The sequence below is a fragment of the Nocardia sp. NPDC059177 genome (assembly GCF_042755165.1).
GTDB lineage: Bacteria > Actinomycetota > Actinomycetes > Mycobacteriales > Mycobacteriaceae > Nocardia.
In genome coordinates, this window is record NZ_JBHZBX010000002.1 from 35,295 (window position 1) to 61,523 (window position 26,229).

Genomic DNA, 26,229 nt, shown 5'->3' on the forward strand with positions numbered 1-26,229 from the left:
CGATTCTTGGTGACGACGGCGCGCCCGGCCCAGGTCGCGCCACGATTCGGCAAGGGAACAGATGGCTGACCTCGCAGCACTCCTCGACGATTTCGCCGCCGAATGCGCGGATCTGGAAAACCTCCTCGCCCCGCTGACCGCCGCGCAGTGGCAGACGCCGACCCCGTCACCGCGCTGGGACATCTCCACCCAGATCGCGCATCTGACCTGGACCGATGAGGTATCGCTGCTGGCCGTCACCGACCAGCCGCGCTTCGCCGAACTGCTCGCCGAGGCCGCGCCCAAGATGTTCACCTTCGTCGACGAAGGCGCCGAGGAGATCGCCCAGATCCCGCCCGCCGAGCTGCTGCCGCGCTGGCGCAGCGGCCGCGCGCAGCTCATCGCGGCGCTGGCGGCCGTCCCCGCCGGCACCAAGCTGCCCTGGTTCGGCCCGCCGATGAGCCCGGCGTCGATGATCTCGGCGCGCATCATGGAGACCTGGGCACACGGCCAGGATGTGGCCGACGCGCTGAAGGTCGAGCGCACGCCGACCGCCCGGCTGCGCACCGTCGCCCATATCAGCGTGCGGACCAGGAACTTCGCCTACACGGTGCACGGCGAAGCCGGCCCCGCCGAGGAATTCCGGGTGGAACTGACCGCCCCCGACGGCACGCTGTGGACCTGGGGCCCCGAGGACGCACCTCAGCGCGTCACCGGTCCCGCCGTGGATTTCTGCCTGGTCGCCACCCAGCGCCGGCACCGCGCCGACACCGCGCTGCGTACCGAGGGCCCCGACGCCGAACACTGGCTCAGCATCGCCCAGGCCTTCGCCGGGCCGCCCGGGGAAGGCCGTGAACAGGGACAATTCGCCTGACCGGCGGATACGAACAGGCGAGCGCCACCAACTCGAGCGCCATTCGTGCCGACTGCCCCGGACATCGTTGGCCGGGGGTTGACCTCCGTGGCAGTCGTGAATGACGCTCGCCTGCTTTCCCGGAGTACCCGCTATCCGGTGTGAGAAACCCGTCAGCGGGGTGAAACCCCATGATGACCTGTATTGATACGCGAGCGTTTCAGATGTGGGCCTGATCTCAGGATGCGGAGCGGGTAACCGCAGCGGTGAACCCGTACCGTGGAAATCAACGCGTGGCTTCCAACGATGCGGGCCCGTCCACCTCGGGTTGACGCACAGGTACAGGAAGGAACGCATCGTGGCCGCACATCGCCCTGCCCAGCTCGTCCGGCTGGGCGCGACCGTCGTCGCCGGGACAGCCAGCCTCTGCCTGACCTTCGCGGCCGGCGCCTACATCGTCAACAACATGCCCACGCTGGCGCCGCCGGGCGGCAGCGAGCAGTCCGCACCGCTCGCGGCCCCCGATCCCGGCCAGGCCAGGCCGCTCCCCGCCGGCACACCGGCTCCGCGCGCCACGGGCGCCCTCGTCGAGCTGGCCGCCTTCAGCACCGAGCGCGTCGCCGAGCAGGCCACCGTCCACCAGTCCGGAGTCGGTGCGACACCGGACTATTCGTCGCTGGCCGGCCGGGTACGGGTGGGCAACACCTATGTCGGCGCGCAGGTGGTGCCCGCGCGCTCGGACGCCGTCGCCTTCACCCTCGACACGAATCTGGGGACGATCGCCTCGAAATACCTGGGGATCACCGCCGATCCGGCCGGGGTCACCGCGCTGCGCACCGAGTTCGACACGCGCCGTGGCGGAGTGGTCTTCGTGCTGACCGATCCCACCCTGGGCACCCACACCTTGCACGTACAACGCATCCAGAAGCCGGGCACCGTCGCGCCCGCCGACCCGGCTCCCGCACCGCAACCGGGCACTGTCGCGCCCGCCGATTCGGCTCCCGCACCGCAACCGGGCGCCGATGACGCTCCCGCGGCGCAGTCGCCCGCCACCGACGACGCGACTACCGTCGGCGTGTGACCTACGACTTCTGTGTGCTCGGCGGCGGCATCGTCGGCGTCGCGACCGCGCATCGGCTGCTGCGCACCCACCCCGGCGCGAGTCTGGCGCTGGTGGACAAGGAGTCCGCTCTCGGCACGCATCAGACCGGGCACAACAGCGGCGTGATCCACTCCGGGATCTACTATCCGCCCGGCAGTTTGAAGGCTCGGCTGTGTCGCGCCGGTGCGGCCTGGACCAAGGAGTTCGCCGCCGCCAACGGCATTCCCTTCCGCGAATGCGGAAAACTGCTGGTGGCCACCGATTCCGTCGAGGACGAACGGCTGTGGGTGCTCTATCAGCGCTCGATCCAGAACAATGTCGACGTCGAGGCGCTCGACGCCGCCGAACTGGCCCGCCGCGAACCGCACATCACCGGTGTCAGCGCGCTGTTCGTCCCCGACACCGGAATCATCGACTACGCCCTGGTCACCGCCGCGTTGGCCGCGCGGGTCACCGAGCTGGGTGGGCAGGTCCTGCTCGACGCCCCGATCACCGCGATCAGCGAATCCGATTCGGCCGTCACCATTTCCGGCCCGACCGGCTCGATCACCGCGCGGACGCTGGTGGTCTGCGCCGGACTCCAGGCCGACCGGATGGCGCGAATGGCCGGTATCCGCACCGATTTCCGGATCGTCCCGTTCCGCGGTGAGTACTACCGGCTGCCCGCCGAACGTGCGGACCTCGTCTCGACGCTGATCTATCCGGCGCCCGATCCGGCGCTGCCGTTTCTCGGCGTGCATCTGAGCCCGACCATCGACGGCGAGCTCACCGTCGGCCCGAACGCGGTGCTCGGCCTGTCCAGGGAGGGCTATCGCAAGGGCAGCGTGAACCGCCGCGACGCCCTCGACGTGCTCGGCTTCCCCGGCATGCGCCGGGTGGCCCGCGACCATCTGCGCACCGGGGCGCGGGAGCTGCGCAATTCGCTGTTCAAGCGGGGCTATCTGGCCGAATGCCGCAAGTACTGCCCGGAGCTCGGCCCGGCCGATCTGCTCCCGCATCGGGCGGGCATCCGCGCGCAGGCGGTGCTGGGCGACGGCACCCTGGTGCACGACTTCCTGATCGAGCGCACCCCGCGCTCGATCCACGTCCTCAACGCGCCCTCACCGGCCGCGACCTCGGCGATGCCCATCGCGGAATACCTCGTCGACCAGCTGTAATGCCTCATATCCGGAAATAAAGAGGACTTTTGTAGTACTTTTGTCACCATCCGTCATCAGGGAGGGCCGATGGGCCACATCAGGTATGCGAGCGACGTCGGCGCTCCGGTCGCAGCGGCCTTCGCCTACGCCGAGGACTTCCAGCATGCTCCGGACTGGATGTACGGCGTCAGCCAGATCGTGGCCCGCGGCGAACCCGGCAGCGGCCTCGGCGCGGTCTTCACCGTGAAACTCCGTCTCCTCGGCGTGCTCCCGGTGCGCACGACCTGCGAGATCACCGAATACCGGCGCAACGCGGTGATCGGGTATACCCTGCGTGGGCGGATATACGGAACCGTGACACTACGGTTCGACCCACTCGGCTACGAACGGTCGGTCCTGACGTCGGAAGCCGACTATCCACCACCACGCGGTGTGTTCGGCCGCCTGTGCCACGGCCTCGTCGACGCGGCCGCGAAATCGGCACTGCGCCGCACGGAGTCGCGGTTGCGAAGGGAGATAGAGGCATTCCACGGTACCGATCTTGTCGGCCGGATCGCCTAGGGTGGCGGTCATGATCATCGTGAGCACCGACGGGTCCTGCCTGCGTAATCCGGGCGGGGCGATCGGCTGGGCCTGGGTGAATCATCAGGGTCCCGCCGCCAGCGGGGGAGCGGTCACCGGTACCAATCAGATCGCCGAGCTACGCGCGGTACTGGAAGCCATCCTCGCCCACCCGGGCGCCGAGCCGATGCTCATCGAAAGCGACTCCCTCTACGCCATCAAATGCGCCTCCGAATGGATCACCGGCTGGCGGCGCAACGGCTGGCGCACCTCCACCGGCGGCGCGGTGAAGAACGTCGAGATCATCAAGCAGATCGACCGGGCCATCACCACCCGCGAAGGCCCGGTGCGCTTCCGGTGGGTCCGCGGACACGTGGGCAACTACTTCAACGAGCAGGCCGACAAGCTGGCCGGGCTGGCCGCGCGCGAAGCCGCCGCGACCGGCCGCGAGCATCCGGCGCCGGCCACCAAGACCACGCCCGCCACCAAGACCACCGAACCGCGGACCACCACAGGGAAGCCGGTCGCACCGGCCACGCCAGGGGCACTCACCCTGTTCTGAGCGGGTGCGACCGGAGTGGATCCGCACGAGAAACGCCACCGGCGGCAGACCATGTGGTCGGCCGCCGGTGGCGTTCTCAGCGGTGGATCAGTTGCCCGGAGCCGGCGCGGGAGCCGGGGTCTCCGGAGCCGGCGCGGGAGCGGGAGTCTCCGGAGCGGGCGTCGCCGGAGCCGGCTGACCACCGGCCGCGCCGCTATCACCCTTGAGCAGCGGCGAGTCCAGCTTGCTGACCAGCCACTTGCCGTCGCCATTGCGCTCGAGGGTCATCTCGATCGCGAAGATCATCCGGTCGGGTTCGGTCTGGGTGAAGTTGGTGCGGTACTGGGTCATGGTGACCATGGCCTTGACGTCGTCGGTGCTGCCCGAGATGTACGCGCACTGCACGTCCTCGCCCCGCGACTTCACCTGGGCCTGCACCATCGCGCCCTTGAGCGCATCGCTGGCGTCGGTGAACTCCTTGAGGTAATCACCGGTGGCACCGGCCTTCATCGACTCGATGTAGGCGTCGAGGTCCTGTGAGTAGTCGTAGTTGGCGAGGATCTTGCCGTAGTCGCAGGCCGCCTTCGTCGAATCGGCGATGGCGTCGAGCTTGTCGGCCTTGCTGCTGTTCTGCAGGAAGAACACCACACCCGCGGTGATGGCACCGATGGCGACCACGCCGGCGACACCGGCCGCGATCCAGCCGGTCGAGCTCGATTTCCCGGTCGGGGCGGGGGCCGGAGCCTTCACCTCGGGCGCGGTCACCACCTTGACGGTGGGCTCGGCTACTTCGGGGGCGGCCGTCGGCTTCTCGCTCGGTTCGGCCTTCGCCAGATCGGGCTTGTCCGCCGCGGCAGCGTCCTTCTTGCTCTCGGCGTCGTCGCTGGTCATCGAATCAATCCTGCTCTTTCCCGGCACCTACATCGCACCGATTTCCTTCATGTGGCTCGTGAGCCGGGCCACATGCTCTCCCGCGAGTATGCCCGGTCCGGTCGCCGTGCGTCCGGACCGGGCAGCAAACTCTCAGTTGACCGGGCGGGGAGTCCGCTCGTTCGGGTCCACACCGGGCGGCATCTGCGCGCCATTGTTGGGCACATTCGGCCGCGGGGCGTTGGCCGAGCCACGGATCTGCTGGTCGGCGGGCGGGTTGGTGCAGTAGTTCCACTTCGGAATGGATCCGTCCTGGACTTCCTCGTTACGACGGTACTCGGTGTCGTAATTACACGTCGGGCGCGGCCAGATATCCAATACGGCGTAGAACTCACCGTCGTGAGCCGGGATACCGATCGCGCCGAGACCCTGCGCCAGCGAGGGGAACAGCAGCCGCAGCGCGGGCTGACGCAACTGAGCCGCCCTGGTGATCGCGACGAAGTTGGCCGACAGCGCGGTGATCGGATCGGCGGTCTTGTCCAGCACCGCGCCGAGCGCTTCGAACTGGGCCGGGGCGTTGTCCAGAATGCCCTGCAACTCGGCGTTGGCATTGTTGAACTGGGTGAACAGCGCACCCGAGTTGCTGGTCAGCGTCTGCAGGTCCGGCTGCGCGTGCGAGGTGGTGTCGGCGATCACGCGCAGGTTCTCGATCAGGTTCACGGTCTGGGGAAGCAGGTTGTCCAGGCCGGCGACCGCCAGGCTGATGCCATTGATGAGCCCGCGCAGCGCGTCCGGACCGGCGCCGAGCGCGATGTCGAGCTCGTTGAGGATGGTCTGGAACTTCTGCGGATCGACCTGAGAGATCAGCGCGCTGGTGTCGTCGAGCACCGCCCACACCGGCACCGGGGTCTTGATCTGGTCCGGGTTGAACTCGATGACCGCCCCGTCCGGCAGGAACGGACCGGAATCACTGCGCGGGCGGAAGTCGATGTACTGCTCACCGGCCGCGGACAACGCCGCGACCTGGATCGCGGTGTCGACCGGGATCTTGTAGCTCTGGTCGATCTGGGTTTTGGCGGCGATCGACTGTCCCTGGTCGGTCAACTCGATCGAGGTGACCTTGCCGATCCGGTGCCCACGCAACGTCACATCATTGCCGGGCTGCAACCCACCCGAACTGTCCAGGTTGACGGTCACCTCGTACTCGGACCGCAGCGGATTCACCCGCATCACATCGATCAGCAGGTAGGCGACACCGACGAGCAGAACCACGACGAGCGCGCCGTTCGCCAGCAGAATCTTGTTGATCTTGAACTTCTTGACGCCGCTCATCGGTGGCCCTCCACTCGGCCCTTGACGATCTGCAGCACCTGGATGAAGGTGCCGACGAAGTCGTTCATGTCTTTGAGATCGGGGAACTTGCTGTTCGCCGGATCGGTGAGCAATCCGATATCGAGGTTGGTGATCGTCGCGTACGGCGCCAGCGACTTGCCTTCGAAGGTCGCGTCGGTGCCGGGGCGGACCGCGTGCAACTGGTCGAGCACATAGCCGAAGCTGTCACCACTGGCGGCCAGCGCGGCCATCAGATTGTCGAGGTTGGTGAGCAGATCGGCGAGCTGGTCACCGGTGGTGTTGGAGTAGTCGCCGATCGCCGCGGTGGCGGTGGCGAGCTTGGTGAGCAGATCACCGATCGCCTGATTGTTCTCGGCGATGGCGCCGATCGCCTGGGGCAGGGTGTCGGCCACCTGACCGAGCTGGACCTTGTTCACCTCGACGGTGTTGGCCAAGGTGTTGAACTCGGTGAGCACCGTATCGATGCGGGCACTGTTGGCGTTCAGTTCCCCGACCACACCGGTCATCTCGGTGATCAGGTGAGCCAGCTCGCCGCCGTGCCCGTTGACGATCGACCCCAGTTCGGTTCCCAAGCGGCTCAGACTGGCGACACCGCCGCCGTTGAACAGCATCGACACCGAGATCAGCAGCTCTTCCACGGTCGCGCCGGCCGAGGTGAAATCCTGCGTCAAGGTGTCGCCGTCGGTCAGGGTGGAAGCGCCCATGGCGTCCTTCGGTTCGCTCAGCGCGATGAAGACGTCACCGAGCGGAGTGGCCTGACGCAACTCCGCGGTGCTGCCCTCGGCCAGGGTGATGTCGGTGCTGATCTCCATGTCGATCAGCGCGGTGAAGTCCTTGGTCTTGATCGAGGTGACCACACCGACATCGGAGCCGCCGATCTTCACCTTGGCCTGGTCTGGCAGATTCAGCGCGTTGTCGAACTCCGCGTGCAGCGTGTAGGTCTCGCCACCGGCCCCCGGCGTCGGTAGCGGCAGGTCCTCCACGGTGAACCCACAGCCGGTGGTGACCACCACGGTGGACAACGCGGTCGCCGAGAGCAGCGCGCGGCGCAGTTTCGTCGTCATAGATCGGTTCATTTCGTCAGGCCGAGCAGTGCGGCGGTGAGCCCGTAGTCGGGACCGAAATCCTGCACGTTTCCGGTGCGGCAACCATCGGACCTCAGCTGGATCCGTTCACAGAACACGCTGACGATCTCGCCGGAGAGCGCGGTACCGATCAGTGCGTGCAGCCGGACGAAACGCTGCTCCTTGTCGATCGCGCCGTCGATGTTCTGCATGAGCAGCGGCACCACATCGACGATCTCGATCATGGCGCCCGCGTTGGCGCGCAACTGATCGCTGACATTGGTCAGGCCGGTCAGCGACGCGGACAGCTCGTCGGCGTGCTCGGAGAAGGTCGTCGAGGTGTTCGCCAGGAACGCGTTGAGCTGGTCGAGAGTGGCCTGCAGACCGGGCGCCTGTTCCGCGAGCAGCCCCGACATGGCGGTCACCCGGTCGCTGAAATCGCGCACCGACTGGTCGTTGTCGGCCAGCATCGTCGTCAGCTCGTTGAGCTTGATGATGATGTTGGAGATGGCGTCCTTGTTGTCGATGCCGACCTTGAGCGCGCCGGAGAGCGCGTCGAGGGTCTCCCGGATCTTCTGGCCGTTGCCGTTGAGCACCGGGTAGAGGACCTGACCCGAGAGCGGGCCGAGACCTTGCTGCCCTTCTTGCGGCTTGAGCGCGGCGGCGAACTGGTCGATGGTCTTGATCATCGTGTCCAGTTCGACCGGGGTCCTGGTCCGCGCGAGGGGCAGGTGATCGCCGGACTCCAAGCTGTCACCACCGGTGTAGGGCGGGGTGATCTCGATATGGCGGTCGGTCACGATCGACGGCGAGATGATCGCGGCGATGGCGTCGGCGGGGATCTTCACGCCGGCGTCGACGGTCATGTGGACCTCGACATAGGTGCCCTTGGGCACCACCTTGTCGACTGTGCCCACCGCGAGACCGAGAACCATGATCTCGTTGCCCTCGTACATGCCCGCGATGTTCTGGAAGTCGGCGGTGATCTTGGTCGAGCGGCCGAGCGCGTCATCGAACTGGCTGGGCAGCAGCGAGCAGCTACCCAGTGCCAGCGCGGTGGCGCCGATCATCACCGTCCGCGCGACCAGGCGCGCGCCATGGAATCTGTCGGTCAGTTTCATCCTGCGCACCCCTGAACCACCTGAACGAAGCACAACCAGTTGTCCGGGAACAGCCACGGCAGCGAAACCTCGGCGTAGTTGCCGTTGCCGACCGCGTTGTTGAAGTAGCGCGCGGTGGGCTGACCGATCTGCAACAGCCTGTCGATATTGTCCTTGTTCTTCTGCAGGCCCTCGGCCATGGTGTTGAGCTGGCTGATCGTGCCGCCGATCTGATCGCCGTTCTCGGCGCCGATCTCCTCGAGCTGGCGCGTCAGCGTCGCGATGTTGTCGAGCAGCTGGCGCAGCAGGCTCTGGCGCTCCATCACCCGGTTGGCGATCGCCTCGCCCTGGGTGATCACCAGCAGAATGGAGTTCCGGTTGTCGGCCAGCAGCTGGGTGACCCGGTTGAGGTCCTTGAGCAACCCGTCGACATCGGACTTGCGCTGGTCGATCACCTTGGCCACGGCGCCGACGCTGTCGAGCGCCTGCGCGACCAGCTCGGGCGAATCGCCGAGCTGGGAGTCGATGGTGGTGAGCGACTGCGCCAGCAGCTCGGTGTCGAGCGCCTCGAATTTCGGGGTGCCGACCTGCACCACATCCGCGATGTCGTACGGCACATCGGTATTGGTGCGGGGGATGGTGTCATCGGGCAGGCCGGAGCCGTCGCCGGGCCGCAGATCGACATACCGCGCGCCGAGCAGAGTCGCCATCTTGATCGCGGCGTGCGCGTCGGGGCCGAACTTCAGCGAGCTGTCCACATCGAGGGTGACCACTACGTGATCACCGTCGATCTGCGCGCCCGAGACCGTACCGACCTGCACACCGGACACGGCGACCTTGTCGCCGACCTTGATGCCCGCGGCCTGGACGAACTCCGCCTCGATGGACTGTTTGCCGAGTCCGATGAACTGGTACACCGTCGAACCGACCAGCAGCAGCACGATCACCAGCGAGCCGATGATGCCGAGCCAGAAATTGCGATTGCCGAGGAAAGTGGCCTTCAGCTTGCTCATCGGCACACCTCCGTGTGTCCGGTGCCACCGATCTGGCTGAACAGCCCGCGCGGGAAGAGCACACCGTAGAGCGAGATGTCGAGACTGCACAGGTAGGAGTTGGCGTAGGTGCCCTCGGAGGTCGCTCGACCGAGGTCGGCGAGCATCGCGGGCATGTCGATGGCCGCCTGGTCGAGCTTGGCGCCGTTGGCCAGCAGCAGGTTCAGCGCCGCGGTGGTCGAGTTCTGCGCCATCGCCAGCTTGGGCTGGACCTTGGTCATCATCGAGACCAGGGCCGTCGTGTTCTCCGCCAGCGTCACCGTGGACGCCTGCAGCGACTGCCCCTGGTCGTAGAGACCACCGATCAACGCCCGGGTCTGGGTAACCAGGGTCTCCAATTCATCCCCTCGCTTGGCCAACCCCGCCATCACGCCGGACAGGTTGGTGATCACGTCGGACAGGATCGCGTCCCGACGCTGGAAATCGGTGGCCAGCTGGGCGGCCTGCACGATGAACGCCGACAGCGACACGCCGTCGCCCTGCAGCGCTTGGATCAACGTCTGCGACATCGCGTTGACCTCGGCCGGCTCCAGCGCCTGGAACAGCGGCTGGAAACCGTTGAGCAGCGCCGAGATGTCGAACGAGGGCTCGGTGCGGTCGATCGGGATGGTCGACCCGCTCGCGAGCGCCTCGGGGTTCGGCTCCTCGCCCGGGGTCAGCGCGACATAGCGCTGACCGATCAGGTTCTGGTAGCGGACAAGGGCTTTGGTGTCGTCGAAGACCGTCTGGTCGCTCTGCACGATGAACGACACCTTGGCGTCGTGTTTGCCGTCGAGCTCGATGGTCTCGACCTTGCCGACGCGCACGCCCGCCATGCGGACATCGTCGCCGGGGCGAAGGCCGAGGACATCGGTGAAGATCGCGGTGTACTTGCGGGTGTCACCGTCGACCGTGCGGGCCAAGGTGTTCCACACGACGACCGTCACCAGCAGTGAGACGATCGCGAAGACACTGAACCCGATCAGCGGTTTGCGGATGCTCATGCGCCACCCCCGTTTTCGGACACTTGCAGGGTTCCGCCCTTCATGATCGAACCGAGCAGCAGATATTCCGAGACGTTCGGTTCACGTCCCAGCAGTTTCGATATCGCCTCGTCACCGTGGTAGGAGATCGGCGTGCCCGCCGGCTCCGGCGCGGGCTGCTCGGCGGGCTCCGGCGCGGCGGCCGGGGCCGCGGCGGGCGCTCCGCCCAGCAGGCCGGGCACGCCCGGAAGCTGGATCGGCGGCACCAGGCCTTCGAGCGGGGTACCCGCGAACGGCGTCACCTCGACGCCGCCTGCGGTGTCCACCGGCAGGCCGGGCGTGGTCAATCCGGGAATCGCGGGCAGGCCCGGGATCAGCTCCAGCGGCGGCAGGCCCGCGGCCGACTCCAGCGCACGCGGCCGCAGGTTCTCCGGAATCGGCGGCAGCGTCACCTCGGCGGGCGCGGTGAAGCAGCTCGGTCCGAGCAGGTCGCCGTAGCGCGGGCAATCCGCGACGGTGTTCGGCTTGTACGGGGTGAACGTGAGACCGGCGTTCCAGACCATCTGGTTGGACGGGCCACCGTGCATCGTGGTGTTCAGCGCGGCCAGCGAGGGACCGAAGACCTCGAAGGTCTTGGTGATCGAACCCGGGTCGGACGCCAGTGCGCCCAGCGTCGCGTTCAGACCGACGGTCAGCTCCTTGCCGACATCGGGGTTGCTGGCGAACAGATCGTTGACCTGGTCGGTGGTGGCGCTGGCCCCCGCCAGCAGGGCGATCAGCTGATCGCGTTTGCTGGCGATGGTGCTCGCTGTCTCGACCGAGCTGCCGAGCACATTCATCAGTTCCGGTGCCGACTCGTTGAGCGCGTGCGCCGAGGCCGAGAAGTCGTCGAGCATGCCGCCCAGGTTCGGGCCTGCCTCGGCGACGGTGGTCAGCCAGTGGTCCAGGCGCTGGATGGTCGAGCCGGGGACGCGGCCGCTGCCGTCGAGTGCCTGGGTCAGCGTGCCGAGCACCCGCCCCAGCTGCACCGGGTCGATCTGATCGAGGATGTCGCTCACCGTGGTGAGCGTGTCCTGCAGCGCGATGGTGCCCTTGCTGCGGTCCTCGGGAATCTGGTCGCCCGCGGTCAGATACTGATTCGACGGGCCGTTGAAGACCAGTTCCACCGAGGTGACCGCGAACAGGTTGCTGGGCACGACGCGAGCGGTGACATTGCTCGGGATGCCGTCGGCGAACTCCGGTTTGAGTTCGATGTTCACGTTCTGTTCGGCGCCGCCGTCGGCGATGTCGACGTTCTTCACCGCGCCGACGAGCACGCCCCGGAACTTGACGTCAGCCTTGGACGGCAGTCCGTCACCGGTGGTCGACAGGTTCGCGACCACATGGACCTTCGGTACGAAATAGCCCTGGTAGCGGGCCATCAGGAAGGCCAGGATCACCGCGAAGACGACCAGGCCGCAGAAGCCCGCGATGTACAGCTGTTTCATCGTGGGTCCGCGCCCACTGGGATCGATGATCATCGCGCGCCCTACCCCGAGATCCTGATGCCGGGGTCGACGCCCCAGATCGCCAATGTCATGAACAGGTCGGCGAACACGACCATGATGATGCACATCTTGATCGCGCGACCGGCCGCGACGCCGACGCCTTCGGGACCACCCGAGGCGAAGAAGCCGTAGTAGCACTGGATGAAGGTCGTGATCATGACGAAGATGACCGCTTTGAGCAGCGAGTACAGCACATCGGTCGGTACCAGGAACTGGTAGAAGTAGTGCGAGTACGTGCCCGAGGCGGTACCGCCGATCAGCCCGACCGTCACCGAGCAGGCCACGTACGCGGTGGCCAGACCGATCGCGTACAGCGGCACGATGGCCATGACCGCCGCCATCATCCGGGTGCTGACCAGGTAGGGCAGCGGGCGGATGGCGATCGAGTCGAGCGCGTCGATCTCCTCGGAGATCCGCATCGCGCCGAGCTGGGCGGTGAATCGGCAACCCGCCTGGGCCGCGAAGGCCAGTGCCGCCAGCAGCGGACCGAGCTCACGGGTGGTGGCGAAGGCCGAGATGGCGCCGGTGAGCGGACTCAGGCCGAGCAGGTTCAGCGAGGTGTAGCCCTGGATGGCCACCGTCATGCCGCCGAAGGCGCTGATGATCAGAATGACGCCGATGGTGCCGCCACCGACGACGATATTGCCGTTGCCCCAGGTGACATCGGAGAGCAGCCGCCAGATCTCCTTCGGGTACTGCTTGAAGGCCAGCGGAATCGAGCCGACCGAACGCAGGAAGAAGAACACCTGGTGACCGAGGCGGGCGAGCAGGTCGACCGGCGCCTTGCCGACCGCCTTGAGCTGGCGTATCGGCCGCATCAGCGGAGGTACGTAGGTTGATGACATGACTCTCAGACCACCTGTGGGGGAAAGACTGCGGCGTAGATCTGCGTGATCGCGACATTGACGCCGAGCAGCATGACCATCGAGCTCACCACCGCCGAGTTCACCGCGTTGGCGACGCCACCGGGGCCGCCGCGGGCGTTGAGGCCCGAGTCGCAGGCGATGACCGCGGCGATGATGCCGAAGATCACCGACTTGAGCAGCGCCACCGCGAGGTCGCGGGTGACCGCGAAGGAGGCGAAGGTGCTCATGTACGAACCGGGGGTACCGGCCTGGGCGAAGATGTTGAAGATGTAGCCGGTGATGAAGCCGACGAAGACGACGAACCCGCACAGCAGCAAGCTGACCAGCATCGCCGCGCCGAGCCGGGGGGCCACCAGCCTGCGCAGCGGGTCGACGCCCATCACCTTCATGGCGTCGATCTCTTCACGAATGGTGCGCGAGCCGAGGTCGGCGCAGACCGCCGAGCCGACCGCGCCGGCGATCATGATCGAGGTGACCAGTGGCGCGCCCTGCTGGATGATGCCGAGGCCGTTGGCCGCGCCGATGAACGAGGTCGCGCCGACCTGACCGGCGACGGCGCCGACCTGGATGGACACGATCACCGCGATCGGGATGGCGACGAGCAGGGTCGGTGCGGCGGCCACATTGGCCATGAACGCGCACTGCCGGACGAACTCGTCGAAGGGGAAGCGTCTGCGGAAGATCGCGACAATCAACTCCGTGATCGCCTCGAAACCCATCGTGATCTGTCGACCGAAGGTCTCGAGGGACTTCTTCGGATGGTCGTCCCAAAGGCCCTTCGTCCAGTCGACAGCGTCGCTGACTCGTGAACGTGTGGGCGGACTCTTGGTCGACTGCACTACTTCTACCCCTCTCGACGCCAGGTCATCATTACCCCGACGACTTGTTTGCTTGACGCACCTTACTACGGAGTAGCCCAGAACACATCAACAACATGTGAGCGCTGTCATAGACAGTGGTCACTGTTCGAATCCGCTATGAGACCTGCCAACTCGGACCATACAGTGACAAATTGTCAGCGCTTGGTCGATTGCTCGGGATGTCGCTCGGGATGAGCGATTCCAGCGTCAACACTGCCGGGGCGGGAATATCGCGAAGAACTGTCATTCATAACGAAGGCCGCGCCGAATAATCGGAAACAATCACGATCCAGACTCGCGATCGGTCAATAGATCACAATCGCGATAGGGATTCGCTATCGCGGAGTGTCGAACCCCCGCGGCGATGAACAGCAACCGCACACTGTTCGCGGAATGTGCGCCGACCGGCGCGGCCAGTGGGCGCGCCCGGGACCGAATACAGCCACGATAGGCAAACCGAATTGATATCGTGCGGGCTTCCGACGTCTGGAGGGACATGTTCAGCAACCTCGCCAAGGCGGCCACCGCCGCCTTCGCTGTCACCCTCGGTGCAGTTCTGCTCGGCACCGGAGCGGGCGCTGCCCAGGCTCAACCCGGCCCACCGGTCCTGGGCGGCGGCTCCGGCATCGTCATCGACGATATGTTCGAATGCACCCTGACCACGGTCGGCTACGACGGCGCGGGACGACTGATCGGTCTAACCGCGGGCCACTGCGGTGACACCGGTGCCTCCGTCGCGGCCGAGATCGATCGCGGCTACGGCGAGGTCGGCCGGTTCGTCCACACCAACCCCGACCTCGACTACGCGGTCATCGAGTTCACCCCCGGCCGGATCATCCCGGTCAACCGGATCGGCAATGTCACCATCACCGGCCTCGGCGGGCCTGCCCAGTTCCCGACCATCGTGTGCAAAGAAGGCCGGACCACGGGCAACACCTGCGGCATCACCTGGGGCGACATCTTCCAGACCAAGATGGAGACCTGGTCGCAGATGTGCGTGATCGAAGGCGATTCCGGCGCACCGGTCGTCGTCGGTTCGACGCTGGTCGGCATGGTCAACGCCTACCTCGCGGTGGCCTGTTTCGGCCCGGAGGTCGGCACGAACATGAGCGCGATCATGGACGACATCAATGCCCGCGGCGGGCCAGGCGCGGGCTATCAGCCGGTGTAATCAGCGGCTGGCGCCGCGGGTTGGTCAGGTAGATGTCGTCGGTGCCAGTGCGGGGCCGTCGGCGCCGGCGCAGTGCGGTAGGCAGTCGACGCGTTCCGGGTCGGGTGCCTGGCGCGGCACCCGGAGGAGTACGGCCGCGAATGCCGCGCCGACCAGCAACAACAGCGCGCACCAGCGCATCGCGGTGTCGAAACCGGTGGCGAAGGCGGCCGGGTCGGTGAACGCGCCGGTGAGGCCGGCCAGGCCGGGTAGGGCGGCGACGGCCAGTAGCTGGGCGGTGCGGGCGACGGCGTTGTTCACCCCGGAGGCGATACCGGCCTCGCCGGCCCGCACCGCGGCCAGCACTGCCCCTGTGAGCGGGGCGACCAGCACCGACAGGCCGAGACCGAAGACGAACACGCCGGGCAGGACATCGGTGAGATAGTTCGCGCCCGGCCCGATTCGTTGCAGCGCGAACACGCCTGCGGCGGCCAGCAGGGGGCCCAGCGTCATCGGCAGGCGCGGCCCGTGCCGTTGCGCCCACCGCCCGGCGGGCGCCGACAGCATGAGCAGGGTGACCGGCAGACTCGCCGCACCCGAGGCCATCGGCGAATATCCGGCGACCAGCTGCAATTGCAGCACCAGCAGGAAGAACACGCCGCCGAGCGCGGCGTAGACGACCAGCGTCACCAGATTCGCGGCGGTGAACACCCGTGACCGGAACAGCGTGGGCGGGACCAGCGGATTCGGGCTGCGCAGCTCGACCCCCACGAACACCGCCAGCGCGGCGACACCGGCGAGGGTGAGCACGAGATGGGCGTTGATCAGGCCCATTGTCAGGGCGCCGAGACCGACGGCGACGATCACGGCACCAGGGACATCCAGCCGCGCGGCCGCCTCGGGATCGCGGCTCTCCGGCACCCACCGGGTCGCCACCAGGGCGACGAGCACCGCCAGCGGCACATTGAGCAGGAAGATCGCGCGCCAGCCGACCAGATCGATCAGCCCACCGCCGAGCAGCGGCCCGAACGCGCCCGCCACCCCGCCCAGCCCGGACCACAGACCGATCGCGCTGCCCTGGTCCTGCTCGTCGATCGAGGCCGAGATCAGCGCGAGGCTGCCCGGTGTCAGCAGCGCGCCGGCCACGCCCTGGAGCAGACGCGCGGCGACCAGCATCTCGATATTCACCGCCGCCGCGCACAGCAGCGAGGTGATCGCGAATCCGGTGATGCCCCAGACGAATACCCGCCTGCGCCCGAGCCGGTCACCGAGCGAGCCGCCGAGCAGGATGAACGAGGCCAGGGTGAGCGTGTAGCCGTTGACCGTCCACTGCAAGCCGGCGACATCGGTGTGCAGTGATTCGCCGATGCGCGGCAGCGCGACCGAGACGACCGTGGCATCCAGCGACGCCATCGACGAACCCAGGATGGTGGCGAGCAGGATCCACCGGCCGGTCGCCGAGTTCAGCCGAACCGTGCGGGTCGCTGGCATCACTCCACGCTAGCCGCCCGGCGCGAACTACAGGCTCTGCACGCAGACCACCACGCGACGCTCGGGGTATTTGAAGCCCGAGTCGGCGCTGTCGGGGCAGTCGTCGACGCTGACGGTGTCGTTGATGACGGTGATCACCTTGACCGGCTCGATGCCGGACTCGGTGCATTCGATGCGGCTCGGCTCGTCGCCGCCGACATCCATGCAGCCACCGACCACCCAGTCGATGTCCAGGCACAGGGCGCCGGTCTCGATGCCGTTGAGGGTCTCGGCGTAGAAGTTGTCGCGGTCGCCGACGCAGCCGTCGCTGGTCTTGGCCTTGCCGATGACCTTGTAGTTCGACGCGCGGCTACCGCACGACGCCTTCTCGATGGTCGCGTCGTCGACGGTGCCGCCCAGCTGCACACAGTCGCCGATCTCGGCGTCGAAGTCGGTGTCGCCGCCCCGGCTCGAGGTCGGTGCCGGCTTGCTGGTGGTCGGTTTGCTCGGCTTGGTGGTAGTCGGAGTGCCACTGGTCGCGGGGACGACGTCGATCGCGGGCTGCGCGTGGCCGTCGATGGTGCCACCGCACCCGGTCGCGACGAACGCTGTCACCGTGAGGGCGACGGCGCCGGCGAACCGGCCGATGGACAGATCTGCAAACACTCAATGTGAATACACCACCGGAGCCACCGGCGTCGACTCCAACTCTCGAGCCGGGTCACTGGGCTACCCTGGGTTTTCCGGCCTCCCGGGCCGACCCCGCATCAGGAGGTGAATCCGATGGTGGCAGTTCGTCCCGGTCGCCAGACCGTCGCCGCACCGCGGCAGATGCTCATCGATCCACGCTTCATCCGCCTGGCCGACCACTTCTTCGGCATGTTCGCCCAGCCCAGCCGGGGTGGCGGCGCACTGGCCATCTATCTGGACGGCGAACCGGTGGTCGACATCTGGGCCGGGTGGGCGGCCAAGGATCAGCGCTGGAACGGCGAGAACGTGGCGCTCACCTTCTCCACCGGCAAGGGTGTGGCCGCGACGGTGGTGCATCGGCTCGCCGAACGCGGCCTGATCGACTACGAGGCACCGGTCGCCCAGTACTGGCCCGAGTTCGCCGCGCACGGCAAGGCCGAGATCACCGTGCGTGATGTGCTGTCGCATCGCGCCGGCCTGCACCGGGTACGCGGCCTGGTGCCCGGTCGCGAGGGGATTCTCGACTACGACGCGGTGGTGACCGCGCTGGCGGAGAGCCCCGCCGACCCGCGCCGCATCCGCACTTCGGGCTATCACGCGATCACTTTCGGCTGGCTGGTCGCCGAGATCGTGCAGCGGGTGACCGGGGAACCGTTCACCGCGGTGCTGCACCGGGAGATCGCGCGCCCGCTCGGCATCGAGGAATTCTGGTTCAAAGTGCCCGCGGCGCACCGGCATCGGATCGCGAAGATCTTCCCGCATCTCGCGCCGCCGGGGATTCGCTGGAACACCGCGTCCTCGGTGCTGTCGTGGGTGCGTCCGGCGCGCGGGCTGGCCGAGGCGGGCATGCCGGAGAGCTTCGACGAACTGGTGCGCGATCCGCGGGTGCACGACGCGGTGATGCCGGGCTGGAACGGGGTGTTCTCGGCGCGGGCGCTGGCCAGGATGTACGGCGCGCTCGCCAACGAAGGGGTGGTCTACGTGGGCGAGGACCCGCTGCACTTCCTGAAGGCCGAGACCATCGAGACGATCAACCGGACCCAGCGCACCGACAGCCGCGACTACGTCCTGGGATTGCCGCTGCGCTTCACCCTCGGCTATCACCGCCCGGTCCTGATGACCAAACAGCAACCGCGACACGCCTTCGGCCACTACGGAATCGGCGGTTCGGGCGCCTACGCCGACCCGGACCTGCGAATGTCGATCGCGTTCGTCACCAACCGGCTGGGCAATGCGGTCACGGCCCTGGGCGACGCGCGCCTGGCCAAACTGTCCGCCATCGCCCAGGGCACGGTGCACAAACTCCGGGCGCAGTGAACTGACCGGCGTCGCAAGTCGTACCCAGTGATATGACCGCGCATCGCCCGGCCCCGGCAGCACCACGGTGGCCGCTGCTGCATGCCATGGCCGCCGGACGCGATTTCGAGTCCTACCTGCGTAAACGCGCCGCCACGGGAGACCCCTTCCAGGTCGGGTTCCCGGGATTCCCGCCGGTGCTGTTCACCGGGACGCCCGAGGGGGCGCGCGAGTTGTTCCGGGTGCCGGTGCCGCTGGTCACCCCGCCACGGCCGAATCCGATCGAGCCGATGGTCGGGGCCGCCTCGCTCATCCTCAGCGCGGGCGACCGGCACCGCACCGAACGCGCGCTGCTGGCCCCGGCACTGCACGGACAGCGGGTACGCGCGCTGGGAACGATGATTCGTGACACCGCACTGGCTGAGCTCGAATCCTGGTACCGCCCCGGCGATTCCGCACCGTTCGACGCGCTCACCATGGCCCGTGCCATCACCCGGCGGGTCATCCTCGCCGCGGTGTTCGGCCCGGGTGACGGCCGCGACGCGGACTACGCGAGCGCGGTCAACACCTTCCTCGACGCCTTCACCATGCCCCTGTTGGCAGCGCCCGCCCTGCGCCGTCGTGGGTACCACCCGTGGGCCCGGTTCGTCACGGCCAGAACACAATTGGACCGGCTGATCCTGGCCGACATCGCCCGGCGCCGCACGCAGGGTCCCGGCACCGGCGACCTGCTCGATCTGCTGCTGGCAATCCGCTACGACGACGGCACCGCGCTCACCGACGCCGAACTCTGCGAACAGCTACGCACCCTCATCGTCGCCGGTCACGAGACCACCGCCACCACGCTGACCTGGGCGCTCTACCACCTGCACCGCGAACCCGGCCTGCTCACCAGAACCACCGCCGAACTGGCCGGCGCGAGCGACGACCCCGCCGAACAGGCGAGCCTGCCGCTACTGGACGCCGTCTGCCTGGAGACCCTGCGCCTGCACCCGCCGGTGCCCATCGTGCTGCGCACCCTGACCGAGCCGTGGCGCTGGCTCGGGGTCGACCTCGCGGCCGGCCAGACGATCGGGCTGGCCGTCGGCGTGCTGCACAGCAGCCCGGCCTGCTGGCCCGCGCCGCGGCTGTTCCATCCGGACCGGTTCCTCGACCGCAAGGTCACACCGTTCGAGTACGCGCCGTTCGGCGGTGGGCATCGGCGCTGTATCGGCGCCACGCTGGCCGAATACGAACTGCGGATCGTGCTGGCGACCGTGCTGACCACGGTCCGCTTACGTCTGGTCCCCGGCCTGGCGCTCGGCGGCAGGCCCCGCTCGGTGCCGCGCAATCTGGCGAGCGCGCCGGATCGAGCGATCCAGTTCACATCGGCGCAGTGATCTCGCTCACGCCAGGTTTGAGAGTCACACCGGTGTGCTTCCACCCTGTTGACGCGCACCGACCACGACGCACCGCTGTGAGCGCGGCGTTTACCGAAAGCCGATGGATAACAACACGTTATGTGACCCACGACACATAGTTGCCGGACTGTTATCGCCGGGCCGCGCCGCTGGCACACGATGACCTCGGGCGGGTAGGAATGGACGGTCAGGGTCGGGGCGTCGTTACCCCGTGGAGACCCCCACGTTGCGGTCTCCGCGTCACTTACGAAGATCTCGCGCCCGCGCCCAGCGCGGAGGCGAGAGATGGAATGGACGAGAAACCTATGCACTTCCAGGCAAATACACAGCAAGCGCGCTGGCTTCGCCGGGGCCTGCTGCTGTCGGCGGCCGTCGCGGTGACCGGTGCGCTGGTCACCGTGTCCGCGCAGGCCCAGCCTGTCCTCCCGGGCGTCGGTACCGGCTCCACCCAGCCCGCCGTCGACCAGCCCGTCGAGCAGGCGCCGTTCGCGCCGCCGAACATCAATATCGCCGACGGCGAGACGGTCGGCGTCGCCCAGCCGATCATCGTCACCTTCAAGGAGCCGGTCGAGGACCGCGCGGCCGCCGAGCGCCACATCAAGATCACCTCGAGCACCAACCCGGCCGGCTACTTCTACTGGACTTCCAGCAGGCAGGTCCGCTGGAAGCCCGCCGAGTTCTGGCCCGCCAACACCGACGTGAACGTCGTCGCAGGCGGCACCACCAGCTCGTTCCACATCGGTGACGCGGTGGTGTCCTATGTCGACGACGACACCAAGATGATCACGGTGACCGTCAACGGTGAGGTCGTCCGGGAAATGCCCACCTCGCTGGGCAAGCCCGGCTACGAGACCCCCAACGGCACCTACATCGTGGGTGAGCGGCTCGAGAAGATGACCATGGACTCCTCGACCTACGGCGTGCCGGTCACCGATCCCGAGGGCTACAAGCTCGAGGTCGAGTACGCGACCCGGCTGTCCAACAGCGGCATCTTCGTGCACGCCGCCCCGTGGTCGGTCGGCCAGCAGGGCTACTCCAACGCCAGCCACGGCTGCCTCAACGTGAGCACCGCCGACGCCAAGTGGTTCCTGGAGAACTCGCACCGGGGCGACGCGGTCATCGTGTCCAACACCGAGGGCGGAACCCTCAGTGCCGGTGACGGTCTGGGCGACTGGAACTGACCTACTGAACAAGAGCCGAACAATACGATCAAACCAGGTCGTGTTGTTCGGCTTTTGCTGTACTCGGGAGTGTGCGCCCGATGTTCAGGAAGCCGGCGGGCAGGGTTAACCGGCGGTTCGCCGTGCGCCGTAAAGCTGCCGCGGTGCGAACCAGTCCAGAGCGGGTACTACCCGCACCACGTGGGCGCGGCCTGAGAAACCGCCCGTGGCCGGACTATGCACTGTTCCTGGTGCTGGTCGTGCCGAATCTGGTGTTGCTGGCGCTGTTCGTGTATCGGCCGCTGGCCGACAATATCCGGCTCTCGTTCACCGACTGGAACATCGCCGATCCCATTGCGAAACCAATTGGTTTCGCAAATTATCTGGAGTGGTGGCAGCGCGACGACTCCTGGAAAGTCGTGAGCAATACGGTGATCTTCACCGTAGCCGCCGTTGTGGTGAGTATGGCGCTCGGCCTCGCCCTCGCGCTACTGCTCGATCGAAAATTGCTCGGACGCAATGTCGTTCGTTCCGCCATCTTCGCGCCATTCGTGATTTCCGGCGCGGCGATCGGCGTGGCTTTCCAATTCATCTTCGATCCGAGTTTCGGTCTGGTACAGGACCTGCTGCACCGGATCGGCGTCAGCCAGGTGCCCGACTTCTACCAGGACCCGCACTGGGCGCTGTTCATGGTGACCATCACCTACATCTGGAAGAACCTCGGGTACACCTTCGTCATCTACCTCGCCGCGCTGCAAGGCGTGCGCGCCGAGCTGATGGAGGCCGCCGAGATGGACGGCGCGAGCCGCTGGACCACCTTCACCAAAGTGCTGCTGCCCCAGCTGCGTCCGACGACCTTCTTCCTCTCGATCACCGTCCTGCTCAACTCGCTACAGGTCTTCGACATCATCAATGTGATGACCCGCGGCGGTCCGCTGGGCAACGGCACGACCACCATGGTCTTCCAGGTCTACGAGGAATCCTTCCGCAACTTCCGGGCCGGCTACGGCGCCACCGTGGCCACCATCATGTTCGCGGTACTGCTGGTGGTCACGTTGATCCAGGTGCGCGTGATGGATCGGGGCGAACGATGAAACACCTCGGCCCCCAGACATTGTCGTATCGCCGCCGCGAGCGCGCGGTCACCGTGCTCGGCTACGCCGCGATGGCGTGTGTGCTGATCATCGTCGGGGTGCCGCTGTTCTGGATCCTGATCACCTCGTTCAAGGACCGGCCCGACATCTACACCCAGCCCGCGGTGTACTGGCCGCGCAGCTGGCATCCGGAGAACTACTCGCACGCCACCACCACCGTCCCGTTCTGGACCTTCCTGCGCAATTCGCTGATCGTCACCGGGGTGGTGTCGGCGGTGAAGTTCACGCTCGGCGTGTTCAGTGCCTACGGCCTGGTGTTCCTGCGCTTCCCCGGCAAGAACATCGTGTTCCTGGTGATCATCGCGGCGCTGATGGTGCCCAACCAGATCACCGTGATCTCCAACTACGCGCTGATCGCCCAGCTGGGCTGGCGGAACACCTTCCAGGGCATCATCATTCCGCTCTGCGGCGTCGCCTTCGGCACCTTCCTCATGCGCAACCACTTCCTGTCGCTGCCCGGTGAGGTCATCGAGGCGGCGCGGATGGACGGCGCCAACTGGTGGCGGCTGCTGACCAGGGTGGTGCTACCGATGTCGGGTCCGACCATGGTGGCCTTCGCGGTGGTCACGCTGGTCAACGAGTGGAACGAGTACCTGTGGCCGTTCCTGATGGCCGACTCCGCCGACGTCGCCACCCTGCCGGTCGGCTTGACGCTGCTGCAGAACACCGAGAACCCCTCGGTCACCAACTGGGGGCCGGTGATGGCGGGCACCGTCCTGACGATGCTGCCGATCCTCATCGTCTTCCTCGCCCTGCAACGCCACATGATCAAAGGCCTCACCTCCGGTGCGGTCAAGGGTTGATTCTCAAGGAGATCCACGTGTCCACTTCACGATTCCCGGCCCTGAGCCGACGCGGGTTCCTCGGTCTGACCGGCGGTGTCGCCGCGGGCCTCGCCCTGACCGCGTGCGCGGGCACCGGCGGCGGCTCCGGCGGTTCCGGTGACGCGAACACCATCACCTTCTGGTCCAACCACCCCGGCACCTCCAAGGACCTGGAGCTGGAACTGATCAACCGGTTCCAGGCGAAGTACCCCGAACTCACCGTCAACCTGGTCGACGCCGGCAAGAACTACGAGGAGGTCGCGCAGAAGTTCAATGCCGCGCTGACCGGCGGCGAGCTGCCCGATGTCGTCGTGCTCTCCGATGTCTGGTGGTTCAACTACGCGCTGAGCAGCGCCATCGAACCGCTCGACGGCCTGTTCGGCGCCGCCGGGGTCCAGCTCGACGACTATGTCGACTCCCTCGCCGCCGACTACCTGTTCGACGGCAAGCACTACGCGCTGCCCTACGCCCGCTCGACGCCGCTGTTCTACTACAACAAGGATGTGTGGGCCAAGGCCGGTCTGCCCGACCGCGGCCCGAACTCCTGGCAGGAATTCGACGAGTGGGGCCCGAAGCTGCAGTCGATCGTCGGCGCCGACAAGATCGCGCACGCCTGGGGCGATGCCAAGAACTACCTGGCCTGGACCTTCCAGGGCCCGAACTGGACCTTCGGCGGCGCCTACTCCGACCAGTGGAAGTTGCGCTTCACCGATCCGGGCTCGATCGCCGCGGCCACCTACCTGCGCGATTCGATCAATGTCAAGAAGTACGCGGCGATCAAGCCGCAGATCGCGGTCGACTTCGGCACCGGCGTCGCGGCCTCCACCATCGCCTCCACCGGCGATCTCGAGGGCATCAAGAAGAACGCCGACGGCAAGTTCGAGGTGGGCACGGCCTTCCTCCCGCACCCGAACGGGCCCGGCGTGACCACCGGCGGCGCGGGCCTGGCGATCCCGTCGCGGATCTCCGACGAACGGAAAGCCAACGCGCTCAAGTTCATCGAGTTCGCCACCAACGCGGCCAACACCGCGTACTTCTCGCAGAACACCGGGTACATGCCGGTGCGCAAGTCGGCGGTCAGTGATCCGTCCGAGGTGGACTTCCTGGCGAAGAACCCGAACTCCAAGGTCGCCATCGACCAGCTGGCCGTCACCAAGTCGCAGGACTACGCGCGGGTGTTCGTGCCCGGCGCCGACCAGATCATCGGCACCGGTTACGAGCAGATCGGGCTCCAGAACGCCGATCCGGCAACAGTTCTGGCCAAGGTCGCCGCCGACGTGCAGGCGATCATCGACCGGCAGATCACCCCCAAACTGCCGAAGTAGAGGACGGATTCACCATGGCGACAGTGCAGTTCGACGGTGTGACGCACCGCTACCCCGGTACCGAGGCGCCCGCCGTCGACGCGCTCGACCTCGACATCGCCGACGGCGAATTCCTGGTACTGGTCGGGCCGTCCGGCTGCGGCAAGTCGACCAGTCTGCGGATGCTGGCCGGGCTGGAATCGGTGGAGCGGGGCACGATCCGGATCGGCGAGCGCGATGTCACCGGTCTGCCGCCGCGAGCACGCGATGTCGCCATGGTGTTCCAGAGCTACGCGCTGTACCCCAATATGACCGTCGCGCAGAACATGGGCTTCGCGCTGCGCAACGCGGGAATGAGCAAGTCCGACACGCTGATTCGGGTGAAGGAAGCGGCGGCCATGCTCGAACTGGAACCACTGCTCGACCGCAAACCGGCCAAGCTCTCCGGCGGGCAGCGTCAGCGAGTGGCGATGGGCCGCGCGATCGTGCGCAGGCCACAGGTGTTCTGCATGGACGAACCGCTGTCCAACCTGGACGCGAAACTGCGGGTGAGCACGCGCTCCCAAATCGCCGCGCTGCAACAACGTTTGGGTACCACCACGGTGTACGTCACTCACGACCAGGTGGAGGCCATGACGATGGGCCACCGCGTCGCGGTACTACGCGAGGGCACCCTGCAACAGATCGCCTCACCCCGCGAGCTCTACGACGACCCGGTCAACACTTTCGTCGCCGGCTTCATCGGCTCACCCGGCATGAATCTGCTCGAAGCCCCCGTCATCGACGGCGCCGCCGTCCTCGACAACCTGCGAATCCCCGTGCCCCACACCGTCCCCGGCCCCCGCGTAATCCTCGGCATCCGCCCCGAATCCTGGCAGATCACCACCGAAGGAATCCCCGTCACCGCCGAACTCCTCGAAGAACTCGGCGCCGAATCCTTCGTCTACACCCACAGCACCGGCACCAACTGGTCCACCCGCTCCGGCAAACTCGTCGTCCGCGTAGACCGCCGCTTCCACACCACCCCCGGCGAAACCCTCCACCTTCAGCCGAAACCCGACGAGGTGTTCTTCTTCGACGCGGATACCGACCTGCGGATTCGCTAGGACACCACGGCGAGACCGGCCTCGGAAAGTACAGCAACGATGCCATTGCTGTACTTTCGCACCGAAAACTACAGCAATGACGTCCCTGCCCGATCCAGGCTCCGACCAGGGCCGATGTTCTCGCCCGTCAGCGCCGATGCCGCACGCGATGCCGCCGGGTTCGCCGATTACGTCGACAGCTACGGCGACCGACCCACTCCGGCGGTCGCTTCTTGATCCAGCATCGAGTCGGCCACCACACTGGCCGGACAACTCCGCTGCTCTGTCAGCGAGCTGACCTGGGCGTAGCCCGCGCACAGCGGAAGCCGTACCGAAATCACCGGGTTAACCAATGTGTTACTCTCACAGCACAAGTCAGGCCCCACAGGAGGTAGCAACTCCCGTGAGGCCCTGGGCGAGGAACTGATAGGACCAGTCCGACGCCGTAGGCCAGGAGCCTACCGCATTCGGCAATTCAGCCACCTTCCCGCTTGTCCGCTGCGCGCCCCAGCCAACACACAGGGCGATGCGCCTCACCCGCGCAGTCGTCGCCCGTCAGAGGGGCAAGTGCACCTGTTCCGATGAGGCAGAGCCGCACGTAAAGGCGGACTCGGAGTGCTCCCGCGTGGTTGCGGGACGAGCCGTCGGACGACATCCGGGTTCCCCGTGCGCTGCGTCCGACAGCTGGACTCTGCCCAATACCCCAGTCCCGAGGACCGGCCGACCAATACCCGGCGTCCTGTGCGAACCAACCGATCGAAACGATCGCCGACCGGCGGAAACCCCAGCTTCAAGGGCGCACCCAGTACCCGCGGTACTGGGGTACCCCCGCCCTCCCGCCACTTTC

The 26,229-nt window shown here is 66.9% G+C and carries 24 protein-coding genes; 13 read left to right on the forward strand and 11 right to left on the reverse strand.

Annotation, left to right across the window (positions count from 1 at the left end):
- Positions 1–61 precede the first annotated feature (61 nt).
- The 5 genes from ACFXK0_RS03320 (at position 62) to ACFXK0_RS03340 (ending at position 4,196) form a co-directional block, all read left to right on the forward strand.
- Complete coding sequence (locus tag ACFXK0_RS03320) at positions 62–853, forward strand: TIGR03084 family metal-binding protein (protein WP_379408107.1); 792 nt, start codon at positions 62–64, stop codon at positions 851–853.
- A gap of 337 nt (positions 854–1,190) precedes the next feature.
- Positions 1,191–1,913, forward strand: coding sequence for a hypothetical protein (locus ACFXK0_RS03325; protein ID WP_379408108.1), 723 nt, complete (start codon positions 1,191–1,193; stop codon positions 1,911–1,913).
- The gene (lhgO, locus tag ACFXK0_RS03330) at positions 1,910–3,091 is read left to right on the forward strand and encodes an L-2-hydroxyglutarate oxidase (RefSeq protein ID WP_379408109.1); all 1,182 of its coding nucleotides are present in this window, start codon (positions 1,910–1,912) and stop codon (positions 3,089–3,091) included. Before ACFXK0_RS03325 ends, lhgO begins: the two co-directional genes overlap by 4 nt.
- 69 nt (positions 3,092–3,160) lie before the next feature.
- The gene (locus ACFXK0_RS03335) at positions 3,161–3,634 is read left to right on the forward strand and encodes an SRPBCC family protein (RefSeq protein WP_379408110.1); all 474 of its coding nucleotides are present in this window, start codon (positions 3,161–3,163) and stop codon (positions 3,632–3,634) included.
- Between the two features lie 10 nt (positions 3,635–3,644).
- A complete protein-coding gene (locus tag ACFXK0_RS03340) occupies positions 3,645–4,196 on the forward strand; it encodes a ribonuclease H (RefSeq protein WP_379408111.1) in 552 nt (183 codons plus the stop codon).
- Between the two features lie 87 nt (positions 4,197–4,283).
- Here ACFXK0_RS03340 and ACFXK0_RS03345 read toward each other — a convergent pair whose 3' ends face one another.
- The 9 genes from ACFXK0_RS03345 to ACFXK0_RS03385 form a co-directional block, all read right to left on the reverse strand.
- Positions 4,284–5,066, reverse strand: coding sequence for a hypothetical protein (locus ACFXK0_RS03345; protein WP_379408112.1), 783 nt, complete (start codon positions 5,064–5,066; stop codon positions 4,284–4,286).
- A gap of 132 nt (positions 5,067–5,198) precedes the next feature.
- Complete coding sequence (locus tag ACFXK0_RS03350) at positions 5,199–6,377, reverse strand: MlaD family protein (RefSeq protein WP_379408113.1); 1,179 nt, start codon at positions 6,375–6,377, stop codon at positions 5,199–5,201.
- Positions 6,374–7,462 (reverse strand): MCE family protein, encoded by a 1,089-nt coding sequence (locus ACFXK0_RS03355; protein WP_379408114.1) that lies wholly within the window; start codon positions 7,460–7,462, stop codon positions 6,374–6,376. Before ACFXK0_RS03355 ends, ACFXK0_RS03350 begins: the two co-directional genes overlap by 4 nt.
- 8 nt (positions 7,463–7,470) lie before the next feature.
- Positions 7,471–8,583 carry an MCE family protein gene (locus ACFXK0_RS03360; RefSeq protein WP_379408115.1) on the reverse strand — a complete coding sequence of 371 codons (1,113 nt, stop codon included), beginning with the start codon at positions 8,581–8,583 and terminating at the stop codon, positions 7,471–7,473.
- On the reverse strand, positions 8,580–9,575 hold the full coding sequence (locus tag ACFXK0_RS03365) for an MCE family protein (RefSeq protein ID WP_379408116.1): 996 nt from the start codon (positions 9,573–9,575) through the stop codon (positions 8,580–8,582). Before ACFXK0_RS03365 ends, ACFXK0_RS03360 begins: the two co-directional genes overlap by 4 nt.
- Positions 9,572–10,597 carry an MCE family protein gene (locus ACFXK0_RS03370; protein WP_379408117.1) on the reverse strand — a complete coding sequence of 342 codons (1,026 nt, stop codon included), beginning with the start codon at positions 10,595–10,597 and terminating at the stop codon, positions 9,572–9,574. The genes ACFXK0_RS03365 and ACFXK0_RS03370 overlap by 4 nt, the downstream gene beginning before the upstream one ends.
- Positions 10,594–12,063, reverse strand: a complete 1,470-nt coding sequence (locus ACFXK0_RS03375; protein ID WP_379408118.1) for an MlaD family protein — start codon at positions 12,061–12,063, stop codon at positions 10,594–10,596. The genes ACFXK0_RS03370 and ACFXK0_RS03375 overlap by 4 nt, the downstream gene beginning before the upstream one ends.
- A gap of 41 nt (positions 12,064–12,104) precedes the next feature.
- A complete protein-coding gene (locus ACFXK0_RS03380; RefSeq protein WP_379408119.1) occupies positions 12,105–12,968 on the reverse strand; it encodes an MlaE family ABC transporter permease in 864 nt (287 codons plus the stop codon).
- 5 nt (positions 12,969–12,973) lie between these two features.
- Positions 12,974–13,828: an MlaE family ABC transporter permease gene (locus tag ACFXK0_RS03385; protein WP_379408120.1), complete on the reverse strand. Its 855-nt coding sequence runs from the start codon at positions 13,826–13,828 to the stop codon at positions 12,974–12,976.
- 517 nt (positions 13,829–14,345) lie between these two features.
- On the opposite strand from ACFXK0_RS03385, the gene ACFXK0_RS03390 reads away from it, so the two are divergent.
- Positions 14,346–15,020, forward strand: a complete 675-nt coding sequence (locus ACFXK0_RS03390; protein WP_379408121.1) for a serine protease — start codon at positions 14,346–14,348, stop codon at positions 15,018–15,020.
- A 24-nt stretch (positions 15,021–15,044) separates the two neighbouring features.
- Here the strand turns inward: ACFXK0_RS03390 and ACFXK0_RS03395 are convergent, their stop codons facing one another.
- Both ACFXK0_RS03395 and ACFXK0_RS03400 read right to left on the reverse strand, forming a co-directional pair.
- Positions 15,045–16,490 (reverse strand): MFS transporter, encoded by a 1,446-nt coding sequence (locus ACFXK0_RS03395; RefSeq protein WP_379408122.1) that lies wholly within the window; start codon positions 16,488–16,490, stop codon positions 15,045–15,047.
- A 27-nt stretch (positions 16,491–16,517) separates the two neighbouring features.
- A complete protein-coding gene (locus ACFXK0_RS03400) occupies positions 16,518–17,135 on the reverse strand; it encodes a hypothetical protein (protein WP_379408123.1) in 618 nt (205 codons plus the stop codon).
- 117 nt (positions 17,136–17,252) lie between these two features.
- On the opposite strand from ACFXK0_RS03400, the gene ACFXK0_RS03405 reads away from it, so the two are divergent.
- The 7 genes from ACFXK0_RS03405 to ACFXK0_RS03435 all read left to right on the forward strand — a co-directional run bounded on the left by ACFXK0_RS03405 (position 17,253) and on the right by ACFXK0_RS03435 (position 25,403).
- Positions 17,253–18,476 (forward strand): serine hydrolase domain-containing protein, encoded by a 1,224-nt coding sequence (locus ACFXK0_RS03405; RefSeq protein WP_379408124.1) that lies wholly within the window; start codon positions 17,253–17,255, stop codon positions 18,474–18,476.
- Between the two features lie 32 nt (positions 18,477–18,508).
- Complete coding sequence (locus ACFXK0_RS03410; protein ID WP_379408125.1) at positions 18,509–19,834, forward strand: cytochrome P450; 1,326 nt, start codon at positions 18,509–18,511, stop codon at positions 19,832–19,834.
- 311 nt (positions 19,835–20,145) lie between these two features.
- Positions 20,146–21,036, forward strand: coding sequence for an Ig-like domain-containing protein (locus ACFXK0_RS03415; protein WP_379408126.1), 891 nt, complete (start codon positions 20,146–20,148; stop codon positions 21,034–21,036).
- A 143-nt stretch (positions 21,037–21,179) separates the two neighbouring features.
- Positions 21,180–22,109: a carbohydrate ABC transporter permease gene (locus tag ACFXK0_RS03420; protein ID WP_379408127.1), complete on the forward strand. Its 930-nt coding sequence runs from the start codon at positions 21,180–21,182 to the stop codon at positions 22,107–22,109.
- On the forward strand, positions 22,106–22,972 hold the full coding sequence (locus ACFXK0_RS03425; protein ID WP_379408128.1) for a carbohydrate ABC transporter permease: 867 nt from the start codon (positions 22,106–22,108) through the stop codon (positions 22,970–22,972). Before ACFXK0_RS03420 ends, ACFXK0_RS03425 begins: the two co-directional genes overlap by 4 nt.
- 17 nt (positions 22,973–22,989) lie before the next feature.
- Complete coding sequence (locus ACFXK0_RS03430) at positions 22,990–24,318, forward strand: ABC transporter substrate-binding protein (RefSeq protein WP_379408129.1); 1,329 nt, start codon at positions 22,990–22,992, stop codon at positions 24,316–24,318.
- Between the two features lie 14 nt (positions 24,319–24,332).
- Positions 24,333–25,403: an ABC transporter ATP-binding protein gene (locus tag ACFXK0_RS03435; protein WP_379408130.1), complete on the forward strand. Its 1,071-nt coding sequence runs from the start codon at positions 24,333–24,335 to the stop codon at positions 25,401–25,403.
- The last annotated feature ends 826 nt before the right edge of the window (positions 25,404–26,229 follow it).

Bases quoted from the DNA above. Each gene is read 5' to 3' on its own strand.
- ACFXK0_RS03320 (WP_379408107.1), top strand. From the start codon at position 62: ATGGCTGACCTCGCAGCACTCCTCGACGATTTCGCCGCCGAATGCGCG.
- ACFXK0_RS03335 (WP_379408110.1), top strand. From the start codon at position 3,161: ATGGGCCACATCAGGTATGCGAGCGACGTCGGCGCTCCGGTCGCAGCG.
- ACFXK0_RS03340 (WP_379408111.1), top strand. From the start codon at position 3,645: ATGATCATCGTGAGCACCGACGGGTCCTGCCTGCGTAATCCGGGCGGG.
- ACFXK0_RS03345 (WP_379408112.1), bottom strand. From the start codon at position 5,066: ATGACCAGCGACGACGCCGAGAGCAAGAAGGACGCTGCCGCGGCGGAC.
- ACFXK0_RS03350 (WP_379408113.1), bottom strand. From the start codon at position 6,377: ATGAGCGGCGTCAAGAAGTTCAAGATCAACAAGATTCTGCTGGCGAAC.
- ACFXK0_RS03355 (WP_379408114.1), bottom strand. From the start codon at position 7,462: ATGACGACGAAACTGCGCCGCGCGCTGCTCTCGGCGACCGCGTTGTCC.
- ACFXK0_RS03360 (WP_379408115.1), bottom strand. From the start codon at position 8,583: ATGAAACTGACCGACAGATTCCATGGCGCGCGCCTGGTCGCGCGGACG.
- ACFXK0_RS03365 (WP_379408116.1), bottom strand. From the start codon at position 9,575: ATGAGCAAGCTGAAGGCCACTTTCCTCGGCAATCGCAATTTCTGGCTC.
- ACFXK0_RS03370 (WP_379408117.1), bottom strand. From the start codon at position 10,597: ATGAGCATCCGCAAACCGCTGATCGGGTTCAGTGTCTTCGCGATCGTC.
- ACFXK0_RS03375 (WP_379408118.1), bottom strand. From the start codon at position 12,063: ATGAAACAGCTGTACATCGCGGGCTTCTGCGGCCTGGTCGTCTTCGCG.
- ACFXK0_RS03380 (WP_379408119.1), bottom strand. From the start codon at position 12,968: ATGTCATCAACCTACGTACCTCCGCTGATGCGGCCGATACGCCAGCTC.
- ACFXK0_RS03390 (WP_379408121.1), top strand. From the start codon at position 14,346: ATGTTCAGCAACCTCGCCAAGGCGGCCACCGCCGCCTTCGCTGTCACC.
- ACFXK0_RS03395 (WP_379408122.1), bottom strand. From the start codon at position 16,490: ATGCCAGCGACCCGCACGGTTCGGCTGAACTCGGCGACCGGCCGGTGG.
- ACFXK0_RS03405 (WP_379408124.1), top strand. From the start codon at position 17,253: ATGGTGGCAGTTCGTCCCGGTCGCCAGACCGTCGCCGCACCGCGGCAG.
- ACFXK0_RS03410 (WP_379408125.1), top strand. From the start codon at position 18,509: ATGACCGCGCATCGCCCGGCCCCGGCAGCACCACGGTGGCCGCTGCTG.
- ACFXK0_RS03415 (WP_379408126.1), top strand. From the start codon at position 20,146: ATGGACGAGAAACCTATGCACTTCCAGGCAAATACACAGCAAGCGCGC.
- ACFXK0_RS03425 (WP_379408128.1), top strand. From the start codon at position 22,106: ATGAAACACCTCGGCCCCCAGACATTGTCGTATCGCCGCCGCGAGCGC.
- ACFXK0_RS03435 (WP_379408130.1), top strand. From the start codon at position 24,333: ATGGCGACAGTGCAGTTCGACGGTGTGACGCACCGCTACCCCGGTACC.